The sequence below is a fragment of the Hyalangium minutum genome (genome assembly GCF_000737315.1).
Taxonomy (GTDB): domain Bacteria; phylum Myxococcota; class Myxococcia; order Myxococcales; family Myxococcaceae; genus Hyalangium; species Hyalangium minutum.
Genome location: NZ_JMCB01000006.1, coordinates 68,448 through 79,660 on the forward strand (window position 1 = coordinate 68,448; position 11,213 = coordinate 79,660).

Sequence of the window (11,213 nt, forward strand, 5' to 3'; positions counted from 1 at the left end):
TCAGGGCTGCTCCGGTGGGGTGGCGGTTCAGATGCGCGGTGGCGCCTGGGACACCAGCCTGCGGATGAGCTCCGGCTCGAACGGCTTGTCGATGCGTGGGTGTGAGGAGCTCTGCAGGAAGGCCCGGGCCCGCGCCGTGAAGCCCCCGCCCGTCATGAAGACGAGCCGCGGCAGGCACTCGGGGTGGTGCTTCGCCAGCTCGGCGTGGACGTCCATGCCCGTCAGGTCCGTCATCATCAAGTCGCAGAAGATGCGGTCGAAGTCCGTGTCGCGCTCCAGCAGCGCGAGCGCCTCGCGGCCGCTGGCGGTCACCACCACCTCGTTGCCCCGGCCGATGATGCGCCGCATGACGGAGGCAATGCCCGCCTCGTCGTCGATGATGAGCACGCGCTTGCCCTGAACCGGCGGCGCCTCCAGCACGGAGGCCAGCGAGGGCACCACGTCCCCGCTCGCCGAACCCCGGGTGGGCAGCACCACGCGGAACGTGCTCCCCTTGCCCGGCATGCTGGCCGCCGTCAGCTCCCCGCGCAGCGCCTTGATGATGCCGTGGCAGATGGACAGCCCCAGCCCGGTGCCCTCGCCCTGGGCCTTGGTGGTGAAGAAGGGCTCGAAGGCGCGCGTCAGCACGTCCGGCGTCATCCCCATGCCCGTGTCCGTCACCTCCACCACCACGTGCTCATCCCTCGCGTACGTGTTGAGCACGATGCGGTGGTGCGTCGAGTCCCCCTCGGGGATGGCCTGCGCCGCGTTGATGAGCAGGTTGAGGAACACCTGCCCCAGCTTGGCCTCGTTGGCCCACACCGGGGCCACGTTGCCGTAGCACTTCACCACCTGCGCGCGGTAGCGGATGTGGTTCATCGCCATGGAGAGGCTGAACTCCAGCGCCGCGTGCACGTCCACCTGCTTCAGCTGCGCGTCATCTCCCCGGGCGAACGTCTTCAAGTCCCGGACAATGCCGCGGATGCGCTCGGCGCCCTCGCGGGCCTCCGCCAACGCCTCGGCCGTCTCCTCGATCGCCTTGCGCGCCTCCACCTGCGGCAGCGCCTGGAGCTGCTCCAGCGCGAAGTGGATGTTGCCCATCACGAAGGACAGCGGGTTGTTGATTTCATGCCCCACGCCCGCGGCGAGCTGGCCCGCCACCGCCAGCTTCTCCGACTGCACGAGCTTCTCCCGGGCCGCGAGCAGCTCCCGCGCGCGCTGCCGCGCCAGCTCCTCCGCCTCCAGGCGGCCCGAGTGCTCGCGGTTGAGCAGCGCGTCCCGCTCCTGCTCCGCCTTCTTCTTCTCATTGATGTCGCGGAAGAAGATGGCGATGCCGTTGCCGGACGGGTACGCGTGCACCTCGAACCAGCGGCCGCGCGAGAACTCCATCTCGAAGACGGTGGAGACGCGCTCCGCCATGACTCGCCGGTACTCGCGCTCGGCGATGGTGCCCATCAGCTCGGGGCTGGTGCTCCAGATGTCGCGGCCGAAGAGCTTCTCGCGCGGCTTGCCCGTCAGCAGCAGCGCGTTGCGGTTGATGTACGTGTAGCGCCAGTGCGCATCCACGGAGAAGAAGCCCTCGGGCAGGTTCTCCAGCAGCTCCACCAGCTTGTCGCGCGTCTCGCGCAGCCCCGTCTCCGCGCGCCGGGCGGCGGTGATGTCGCGCAGCCGCACCAGCACGCCGTCTCGGAAGCGCGCCACGGTGGCCTGGAGCCACCCGTCGAACCCATCACATGCGTGAGGAAACACCTGCTGGCACGACTGGCCTGTCTCCACCACTTGATGGAAGGCCTCGAACTGTCCCGCGAGCCCCAGCTCCGGCGGCACCTCGTGCAGCTTGTGCCCCACCAGGCTGCCCACGTGCCAGCTCAGCGTGCGCTCCGCGGCGGCGTTCGCGTAGATCCACTCGAAGTCGATCAGCGTGCCCTCTTCATCCCGCAGCGCGCGCAGCGCCATGCTGCCCTCGGGATGCGTGTTCTCCACCTCCGCCAGCACGCGGAGCACTTCGTCTCCTTCCCACTGGCGGGACCCCCTCAGGACCTTCGAGGGCTCGATGAATGCGGGCTTGGGCATGCCTGAGGTCCTCCAACGCGTGGCGGCCAGACCGTGGACCAGAAGCCGGGGCCGTGGCTTCCGCCGCACGCAGCAGCTTACTCGCTTGGCTGACTCAGTACAGACTCCGCACCCGCTCGAAGAACCCGCCGGTGAACAGCGTAACGGCGCGGAGAATCAGAATTCCCCGCGCCGTCTTTCCTCACTGATACAGGATTGCGTTGATCCGAACAGCTACGGCTGGATCTCGCGCACGCTCATCCACTTGAAGTCGACGTCGCTCGCGCTGTCCCAACGGAATGTTGCAATTGGGCCACCCCACGTCATCGGCATGGCGGGATTGGAAGCTCCGCACTTACCGTGGTCGCCACCCCAGTCGCCCGCGTCCGTCATGTCGTAGATCTTCTTCCAGGTGACCTTGTCGGCGTTCTCGTTGAGGTACAGCTCGAGCTTCACGGCCGTCTTGCCGCCCGCGGTGACGTTGCGCATGACCGCCTTGAAGCCAACCCAGCGGCCCTTGAGCGAGCTGGTGGCGGGCTTGTACGGGGCCTGCTCGTAGCTGACGTGCCACGACTCCTTCTGCCAGCGCGTGCGCCCGTCATAGTGCAGCGCGCCCTTGTACGAGGAGCCCTCGCACGGCACCGAGTCGTTGTGCTTGCCGCCGCGCGCGTACCAGTCGAAGTTGTCCGCCATGTCCGAGGCTGCGTTGAGCTTCACGAAGCCCGTCATCTCGATGTTCTTCCAGTCGTTGGCTGCCAGCATGTAGCCCTTGCTGGTCATCTGGTCCCGGTTGTACGTGGGGATCTTCCCCGCGCCGTAGCCGGTGGAGGTGAAGACGGACATGCGCACCTGGGTGGCCTTGATCTTCCAGGAGCCGTCCGCGTTCTTGGTGATGGGGTTCTGCGGATCGAAGCGAGAGTCCTTCGTCGGGTCCGCCGCCATCGCCCAGCTCTCACCGCCCGACTTCGTGGGGTAGATCATCGTCACACCGAACCCGTCCTTGCCCCCGGCGGGCGGAGTCGGGTCCGTCGGCGGAGTCGGGTCCGTCGGCGGAGCCGGGTCCGTCGGCGGAGTCGGGTCCGTCGGCGGAGTCGGCTCGGAGGTGCCGCCGCACCCGAGCACGCGCATCTCGGAGATGCTGGCCCAGTTGTTGGTCGTGTTGCCTTTCACGGTGACCCTCACGTAGCGCGCGGGGGCAGCGGTGAAGGTGATGCGCTGCGCCTGATCCGAGCGGGCGCTCCGATTCGCGGCGACGTTGTAATAGGTGCTGCCATCGCGCGAGGTGGCCACCTCGTAGTTGTAGTTGCGCGTGGCGCCGCTGTGCCAGGTGACGTCCACAGCGCCCACCTGCTTCTCGGCGCCGAGATCCGCACGAATCCAGCAGCCGCTTCCATTGCAGGACCAGCGGGTGTCCGGTTTGCCGTCGAGCACGTTGGAGGGGACGTTGCCGTCATCTGCCTTGGCGGTGACGGCGGTGATGGGGACGTTCGTCGAGCAGGTGGTCTGGGCCCGCGCCGGAGTGGCGAGAGCCATCAGGGATAACACGCTGAGTGAGGGGATCAGCGCTCCGGAGAGGCGGCGCCAGGGGAGAGACTTCTTCGATCCGATCAAGTTCTGTGTTCCTCGGGTGAGGCCGCAGCTCCGCCTGCCCACTCCTAGAGGACTCCTGGAGCAGAGCGAGCACGGCTGACCGCGGCTGCGTTGTCGTCAGTGTCCCGCCACAAGCGGAGAGCTCTCGCTCACCCGCTCATGACAGAACGCGTCGTTGCTGCAGTCCCGAGTACCGGATGTATTTTTGCTTTCTTCCCAAGCCGCGCGCGCGGTGTCTCTCGCCTGGAAGGTGGGTCCGGTGTGCGACTCACTCCAGCAAGCGCATCACGACCGCCGAGGGCCCCTCTAGTCGCACGACACTGTCTCTCAGCGGAGACGTCTCCACGGCTCCACCGAAAGCAGGCGCCTCGCTCCACAGCACGACCTGTGCACGCGAGCCCGCAGGCAGGCGCTGCTCGAGCAAACCCTTCACGTTGATGAAGGCAAGCAGCCGCTGACCCGCGCCTCGGCGCTCGAGGACGAGCGAGCTTGGGCCTAGCGCCCGCGCCTCGTAGCTGCCCCGGCTCTTCTCCTTCAGCGCGGGCTCGGTGGCGCGCAGCCACAGCAGCTCCCGGTAGAGCGCTCGGATCTGCGAGTGCGGCGGGCGCTCAGCCTCGGACCAGTCGAGGCGCGAGCGCTCGAAAGTCTCCTTCGCCTGCGGGTCTGGCACGGTGTCGCCCGCGAAGCGCTTGAAGCCGGCGAACTCCTTGCGGCGGCCCTCGGTGACGAGCCGCCCCAGCTCCTCGTTGTGGTCCGTGAAGTAGAGGAAGGGCGAGCGGGCGTTCCACTCCTGGCCCATGAACAGCAGCGGCGTGTACGGGGACAGCAGCAGCAGGGTGCTCATCGCCCGGTAGGCCGCCGGTGTCACATCGTGGCCGAGCCGCTCGCCATGGGCGCGGTTGCCCACCTGATCGTGGTTCTGGGTGCAGTGGACGAAGCACCGGGGCGGTAGCTCGCCCGCCGGCGTGCCCCGCGCGTGGCCCTGGTTCTTCGACACCTGTCCCTCGTAGAACCAACCCTGACGGAGCGTGCGGGCGATGTCCTCCGCGCTGCCCGTATAGTCCTGGTAGTAGCCCTCGCTGTCGCCCGCGAAGGCGCGGCGCAGCTGGTGGTGCAGATCATCCGCCCAGACGCCGTCCAGCCCCAGGCCGCCCGCAGAGGCCGGGCGAGGAAGCCGGGCCTCGTTACGCTCGTCCTCGGCGATCACCACCACGCGGCGTCCCGGCGCGGCGGCGCGGGCCCGGGCGGAGATCTCCGTCAGCAGGTGCGGCGAGCTGTCATCCACGATGGCGTGCGCCGCGTCCAGCCGCAGGCCGTCGGCGTGGTAGTCGCGGATCCACATGTCCACGTTGGAGAGCACCAACTCCCGCACGGGCGCGGAGTCCTTCCCGTCGTAGTTGACGGCATCCCCCCACGGGGTGTGGTGGCGGCCGGTGAAGTAGTGCGGCGAGTAGCAGCGCAGGTAGTTCCCGTCCGGCCCGAAGTGGTTGTAGACGGCGTCAATGAGCACGGCGAGCCCGTGCGCGTGCGCGGCATCGATGAGCTGGCGCAGCCCATTCGGACCGCCATAAGTGTGCTGCGGGGCGAACAGGTCCACCCCGTCGTAGCCCCAGTTGCGCGCGCCCGGGAAGCTGGCCAACGGCATGAGCTCCAGGGTGTTGATGCCCAGCTCTCGGAGCCCCTTCAGCTGGGGAATGAGCGCCTGGAAGGTGCCCTCGGGCGTCGCGGTGCCCACGTGCACCTCGTAGATGACGAGCGCATCCGGGTCCGGCCCCTTCCAGCCCGCGTCCGACCAGGCGAAGTCCGGGACCACCACCTCGGAGGGACCATGCACGCCCTGCGGCTGGGAGCGGGACCAGGGGTCCGGAAACGGACCCTCCCCGTCCACGCGCAGCTTGTAGCGCACTCCCGCGCCCTGGCCCTCGAGCACGGCGCTGAAGTAGCCGCCCGGCTCGGCCGTCATCGGCAGCGCGCGGCCCGGCTTTCCCTCCGGGTCGTGCAGCACCACCTCCATGCTCCGGTGCTCGGGGGCCCAGACCCGCCACCGCACCCGAGGCCCTGCCTCCACCCACGCCCCCAGCCGAGGGACCGCTGCCCGTGACTCCTCCACTTGCGCCATGCCTCTTCCTTTAATGCGTGCCTGTCGTACCGAGGAGCACCTTGCATCAAAGTCCCTCCCTCTGGCGCCGGAAGATGTTCAGTGGTGGCCTACGGCACTGCGGACTTTGGGACAGCCCCGGAGCCAGCTCACTCCAGGACCAGCTGACCATGGCGCTGGCCCCATACCGGAACTGAACCTCTGCTGACAGGAGCCGCCGAGCCGGGTCCCTAGCAAGCAACCGCTGCGCGAGCACCTCGATCTCCATGAGGAGATCCAGCACTGGGCTGGTCAGCGCGGTGGGCTCGTCCTCGACCTGCACGAAGAGCACCTGCCGAAGCGCTCCTCACCGCTTCGAGAGGAACTGGCGCTCCCACTCCTCCAGCATCCTCGCCAGCTTCATGCGCTGCGCTCCTGTCGTCGCGGCGTCCGCCATCTTCTGGATCTCCATCAGCCGGGCCATGGCAGGAGAGAAGACGGCTTGCTGGTCCTTCCGGCTCAACCGAATGGTTGCGTCCGCCAGCCGCTGCTGCAGCACGTCCGGATTGAGCTCGATGTTGGGCGTGGCAGGTGGGGCGGCCGGCTCGGGAGAGACCATGAGGGTGGGTGCCTCAGAGGCTTTGGCTGTCGAACTCTTCGACAGAGTTCCTGGCTGCTGCACACCGGAAGGAGGAGGCGAGGCTTGGACTCCGTTCGCCGTGTCCCGCCCAGGAACCTTCGCGGGCTCGGTCAGGGCAGCCTCCTTGCTCTGCGGCACAGCCCTCCCTCTGGGAAGAGCCGAAGGGCGCCTTTGCGCCAAGTGATCCTCCTTGGGAGGGGGCTGCACAGCCTGGGTGGCTATCACTGGCTCAACAGCCCTGGGCGCCTCCGCCTGCTGAGGAGGCGGGGGCGCCTGAACCGGCGGCGCAGGTTCCTTCTCGGCCCGGGCCACGGGGGGTGGCTCCGTGGGCAAAGCCCTTCGGCCAAACCCGCTCAATCCCACCACGCCTGAAGCAACTACCAGGGACGCGGCCCCCAAGCCCATGACCCACAGACGCCTGGAGGGCTTGGAGGGCACAGGGGCCGTGGCCGGTCCACGCAAGGACGCGGTGGCTCCCGCGAGGGAAACGGGCGTCAGCAGGGTAACGGTGGGAGGGTACACAGGCTCTGCCGCAACCTGTGACCCCTTCCCTGCGCCCGTGTCCTGTCTCGAGAGAAACGCATCGAGTTCCCGCCGCACTTCCTCTGCAGACTGGAAGCGTTGCGAGGGGCGCTTGGCGAGCAGCCTCAACACAATGCGCTCCAGTTCCAGCGGAACCTCCGGCGCCAGCCTGGACGGCTTCGGGGGCTCTTCTTCCACCTGCGCGAAGAGCACCTTCATCTGCTCACCGATGAACGGGCGCCGGCCTGTGAGCAGCTGGAAGGCAATCACTCCCACGGCGTAGAGGTCCGCGGTGGGCTCCACCTTCTCACCCCGGATCTGCTCAGGCGACATGTACTCGGGAGTTCCCAGAATGTGGCCTGACATGGTCAGAGCGCTGACGGTCTGGGACTGCGTCACCTTCGCGATTCCGAAGTCGAGCAACTTCACGGAGTGCGCGCCCTCGGCCTCCTGCTTCAGGAACACATTGCCGGGCTTCAGATCGCGGTGAATGACGCCCCCGCGGTGCGCCGCCCCCAGCGCCGCGAGCATCTCATCGAGGATCTTCGCCGCCTCAATGGCGCCGAGCCTCACTCGCTTTCGGAGATAGGCGTCCATCGACACTCCGTGGAGCAGCTCCATCACCACATATGGGCGGCCGTCGAAAAGCTGCCCAAAGCCAAAGATGTCGATCACTCCCCGGTGCTGGATGGCGTTGACCACTCGCGCCTCTACCAACAGCCGCTTGACCAGTTCCCCTGCTTCAGCCAGCTCCGCCTTCAGGACTTTGATGGCGACCTGCTTCCCAATGAGTGGCTGGACGGCCCGGTAGACGATCCCCATGCCGCCCGCGCCGATTCGTTCCTTGATGATGTACTCGCTGACCTGCGTCTCAAGGAGTGGATCCCCCCCTTGCTCTGGAGGAGACGAAGGCTCCAAGGCATGACCGTCCCATGGGCAGAACACCATGCCACTCGGCAGCTGCTTGCTGCAGGCTGGGCACTTCATGGCCTGCTCCATGGCATTTCCCCCAGCGGGTCGCTTGAGTCTCCAGAGTGGTGCCTCCAGAAGAGACGACGAGAGCACAAGGTCAAGCGTGCCTCACTCCCACTTTCGTACCAGCGAGCCTCTGCGCGTCCAGGGTTTGGGTTTCAACGAGCCCCCTGCTGAGCAAGTGGGCTCTGGGAATGCACGCCCTGGGTAAAGGAAAGCAGGCGGCCCACCAGGGCCCCGGTAGGAGGCCTCCCCCCTGAGCAGGGCAGCAGACACGGTCCGCCTCCCGGCCTCTCCATCCTTACGGTGAGTGGGAGAAACGGGAGGCAGAACGCCATGCATCACACCCGGGAAATTCCTCGCGAGGTCTGGTCCGACTATCTCACCCTGCTGAGCGGCATGAACCGCTCCCAGTGGGTTCGCATCGAGGCGGCCAGTATCGACATTGGTGAACAGCCCTTGGCCCAGCGCCTGCCGCTCATCGACATCTCCTACGTGGAGAAGGGCAGCGGACGAGATGCCATCGAGGTGACGGTGGGCCGTCCAGGCGAAGAAATCACCCACCGCATCTTCCACCCGGAGCGCATCTACGCGGACGAGAGTGAGAGCGGCGAGCTGGAGTGCCTGGACATCGAAGACACGGGGCGCACCAAGACGATCATCTTCTTCGAGCCCATGCAGGCCATCGACACGGTCTCGGACACGCAGCCGCAGGCCTGAGCGGCCGCGCACCCAAAAGAAAAGGGGCGGACCCCGCGAGGAGCCCGCCCCAGAATGCCCACCCAGCTCTCAGGAACTACGGGTTGGCGATGGCGTAATCCAGCGCGTTCTTCGCGCGGACGATGCCGTAGCCATAGTAGTTGTCGCGGCCAGCCGTGCCGCGGTCCTCAGCGGTCATCTCCAGCGCCTTGCGCACGCGGGCGTTGGTCCACGAGGTGTTGTAGCTCCACACCAGCGCCGCCACCGCGGACACGTGCGGGGTCGCCATGGAGGTGCCGTCGTAGAAATCGTAGCCGCTGGCCGGCTCGGTGAAGGAGCTGGCCGCCGTAGCCGCCTGGCCGATGCCGCCCGCCGCGATGATGGCGTTGCCGTCCTCCAGGCTCAGGGAGATGGCCGGGATGGTGCTGGTGACGCCATCACCCAGCGTGCCCGCGAAGCCGCCCGCCACGTTGTTGTAGAGGGCCGCCGCGACGCCGCCACCGGCCTTCACGTTGTTCACCTTGTCCACGAAGGCGATGGTGCCCCGCTGGCAGAGGACGACCTTGCCCGCCCAGGCGCCCACGCTGTCGCACAGGCCGCCGTTCACCAGCGTGCCCGTCACGCCCGCGCTGCGAGCCGCGCCGTCGACGTAGCCGCCCGAGTAGGTGGTGCCACCCACGACCAGGGTGTTCAGGTCCAGCGCGCCCACCGTGGACTGCACGCCCACGCCCGGAGCGGACACGTCCACCGCGGAGTTGAACTGCGAGAAGGTGGCGATCGTCTTGGTGGAGTCCACCGCGCCCACGGAGATGACGTTGGCGTACGAGGCGGGGTAGCTCAGCCTGTTGGTGCCGTCGTTGCCCGCGGCGGCCACGCTGATGAGGCCGGCGCTCCAGGCGTTGTTGAAGGCCGTCTCCTCGGTCTTGCTCTTGGTGGCGCCGCCCAGGCTCATGCTGATGACGTTGGCGCCCGCGCTCACGCAGCGGTTGGCCGCGTCCGCCAGGGTGGAGGAGTACGTCCACGCGCAGTCGTCCCCGAACACCTTGATGATGTGCAGGTTGACGCCGTTGGGCAGCACGCCCACCACGCCCACGCTGTTGTTCACCGCGGCGATGGTGCCGGCCACGTGCGTGCCGTGGTGGCACTTGTCCGCGTTCCAGCCCGTGGGGTAGCCCGTGATCGCCTTGCCGCTCTGGTGATCCTCGTGGGCGGTGTAGAGGCCGGAGTCGATGATGCAGATCTTCCGGTTGGCGCCGGTGGCGGACGGCCACACCAGCGGGGCCTGCACCATGTCGATACCGAACGGGGTGCTCTGCGCCAACATCTTGCGCGGAGCGTCCTCCTCCCAGAACTCCACCGCCGGGTTCTTGTCGAGCGCGGCCAGCGCCTGCGCGGGCAGCTCCATCGCCGACGCGTTCATCCCGTGGATGGCGAGCAGTTCCTTGCCCTTCAGCTCGCGGAGGACGTTGGCCTTGTTGGCACCGGCCTTGAAGTTCACGATGACGCGCTTGGGGGCCTCGGCGGCCAGCGGCGACTCCTGCGCCCCCACCTGCTGGGACTCCTCACTCACCTCCGAGGTGCAGGCGGACAGAGCGAGAACCGCACCGATCATCTTCAGATTCGTCATGTGATTCCTCGAAATACCCACGGGGGATGGCCCGCAAAGACAAAGGCCAGAGCCGCGCCCCGTTGAGGAGCACGACTCCGGCCTTCAAGACTCCGCCGTGGCTCAAGTGGCCACGGAGTTCTTTGAAATCAGCTTACGGGTAGAGAGCGCGAGCGCCAGTCTTGTCGGAGCTGGTGAGGACCAGGTCGCCCGAGTTCGTGCCGGCGCACTGGGGGTAGTGCATGACCGACTTGGAGTCGTAGCTGGTGAGCGCGCGCCAGTTCGCATCCTCGTAGCAGCCGGTGGAGGACAGGCGGGTGTGCTCGTGGCGGAAGCCGATGGTGTGGCCCAGCTCGTGGCGCAGGATGCCGGCCAGGGTGTAGGGCGAGATGCTGCCGAAGGCGCTGGTGCTGATCAGCACGTTGCGGGCCGAGCGGCCCGAGTTGGGGAAGAACGCGCGGGCCAGGTAGCTGGTGTCGCTCGTCTGGCGCACGTCGAACAGCACGCCCGTCTGGCTCGCGGTGCAGTTGCTGTCGTAGGTGCTGGAGTGCACGAAGTTGACGTTGGCCGTGGCCTCCCAGGCGGAAGCGGCGCTGGTCATCGCGTTCACCACGGTGCTGTAGCGGCTGCCGAAGCTGGAGCTGCTCACGCAGTAGGTGAGGTTGCGCGCCTGGGTGGAGCTCCACTTGATGTCGCCGCCGATGTAATACACGGCCAGCTCGCCCTCGCTGTGGTTCGCGGCGACGTTGTTGTCGTAGTACTCCTTGAGCGCCTGCTCGTTCTCCACCGCGATGTCCATGTCGACGATGTAGACGTCGCCGTCACCCTTGACGGCCGAGGCCTTGAACTCCTCCCACGACATGGGCGTCTTCTCCTGCGCCATGTCCTCGGAGCCACCACAGCCAAAGAGGGCCAGACCCGCCAGCATCGCAACGGAACGGAACTTGAGCATTCGTCTTCCTCGGGAAGCACTTCGGGGGATTGAGCCGGCCGCCTGGGACACCTGCAGCCGCGGCCGGCGCGCCTCTCCCTTGAGCAAGGCCCGGGCCAAACCCCAGGACAACGAAAAATCAGGG

7 protein-coding genes are annotated in these 11,213 nt (G+C 67.3%); 1 reads left to right on the forward strand and 6 read right to left on the reverse strand.

Annotation, left to right across the window (positions count from 1 at the left end):
- Positions 1 to 27: 27 nt before the first annotated feature.
- The 4 genes from DB31_RS15780 to DB31_RS15800 all read right to left on the reverse strand — a co-directional run bounded on the left by DB31_RS15780 (position 28) and on the right by DB31_RS15800 (position 7,847).
- Positions 28 to 2,052, reverse strand: coding sequence for a PAS domain-containing protein (locus DB31_RS15780; RefSeq protein WP_044188331.1), 2,025 nt, complete (start codon positions 2,050 to 2,052; stop codon positions 28 to 30).
- 213 nt (positions 2,053 to 2,265) lie between these two features.
- Complete coding sequence (locus tag DB31_RS15785; protein ID WP_083968466.1) at positions 2,266 to 3,564, reverse strand: discoidin domain-containing protein; 1,299 nt, start codon at positions 3,562 to 3,564, stop codon at positions 2,266 to 2,268.
- 325 nt (positions 3,565 to 3,889) lie between these two features.
- Positions 3,890 to 5,740 carry a malto-oligosyltrehalose trehalohydrolase gene (treZ, locus tag DB31_RS15790; RefSeq protein WP_044188336.1) on the reverse strand — a complete coding sequence of 617 codons (1,851 nt, stop codon included), beginning with the start codon at positions 5,738 to 5,740 and terminating at the stop codon, positions 3,890 to 3,892.
- A 325-nt stretch (positions 5,741 to 6,065) separates the two neighbouring features.
- Positions 6,066 to 7,847 (reverse strand): serine/threonine-protein kinase, encoded by a 1,782-nt coding sequence (locus tag DB31_RS15800; protein ID WP_157232009.1) that lies wholly within the window; start codon positions 7,845 to 7,847, stop codon positions 6,066 to 6,068.
- 321 nt (positions 7,848 to 8,168) lie between these two features.
- On the opposite strand from DB31_RS15800, the gene DB31_RS15805 reads away from it, so the two are divergent.
- Positions 8,169 to 8,552: a DUF5335 family protein gene (locus tag DB31_RS15805; protein WP_044188341.1), complete on the forward strand. Its 384-nt coding sequence runs from the start codon at positions 8,169 to 8,171 to the stop codon at positions 8,550 to 8,552.
- A 76-nt stretch (positions 8,553 to 8,628) separates the two neighbouring features.
- Here the strand turns inward: DB31_RS15805 and DB31_RS15810 are convergent, their stop codons facing one another.
- Together DB31_RS15810 and DB31_RS15815 are read right to left on the reverse strand one after the other, a co-directional pair.
- Positions 8,629 to 10,158 (reverse strand): S8 family serine peptidase, encoded by a 1,530-nt coding sequence (locus tag DB31_RS15810; protein ID WP_205628519.1) that lies wholly within the window; start codon positions 10,156 to 10,158, stop codon positions 8,629 to 8,631.
- 133 nt (positions 10,159 to 10,291) lie between these two features.
- Positions 10,292 to 11,089 carry a M57 family metalloprotease gene (locus DB31_RS15815; RefSeq protein WP_083968353.1) on the reverse strand — a complete coding sequence of 266 codons (798 nt, stop codon included), beginning with the start codon at positions 11,087 to 11,089 and terminating at the stop codon, positions 10,292 to 10,294.
- Between the last annotated feature and the right edge of the window lie 124 nt (positions 11,090 to 11,213).

What these genes read in the sequence shown, in the direction of transcription:
- DB31_RS15780 (WP_044188331.1), bottom strand. Translation starts at nt 2,052, where the DNA reads ATGCCCAAGCCCGCATTCATCGAGCCCTCGAAGGTCCTGAGGGGGTCC.
- DB31_RS15785 (WP_083968466.1), bottom strand. Translation starts at nt 3,564, where the DNA reads ATGGCTCTCGCCACTCCGGCGCGGGCCCAGACCACCTGCTCGACGAAC.
- treZ (WP_044188336.1), bottom strand. Translation starts at nt 5,740, where the DNA reads ATGGCGCAAGTGGAGGAGTCACGGGCAGCGGTCCCTCGGCTGGGGGCG.
- DB31_RS15800 (WP_157232009.1), bottom strand. Translation starts at nt 7,847, where the DNA reads ATGAAGTGCCCAGCCTGCAGCAAGCAGCTGCCGAGTGGCATGGTGTTC.
- DB31_RS15805 (WP_044188341.1), top strand. Translation starts at nt 8,169, where the DNA reads ATGCATCACACCCGGGAAATTCCTCGCGAGGTCTGGTCCGACTATCTC.
- DB31_RS15810 (WP_205628519.1), bottom strand. Translation starts at nt 10,158, where the DNA reads ATGACGAATCTGAAGATGATCGGTGCGGTTCTCGCTCTGTCCGCCTGC.
- DB31_RS15815 (WP_083968353.1), bottom strand. Translation starts at nt 11,089, where the DNA reads ATGCTCAAGTTCCGTTCCGTTGCGATGCTGGCGGGTCTGGCCCTCTTT.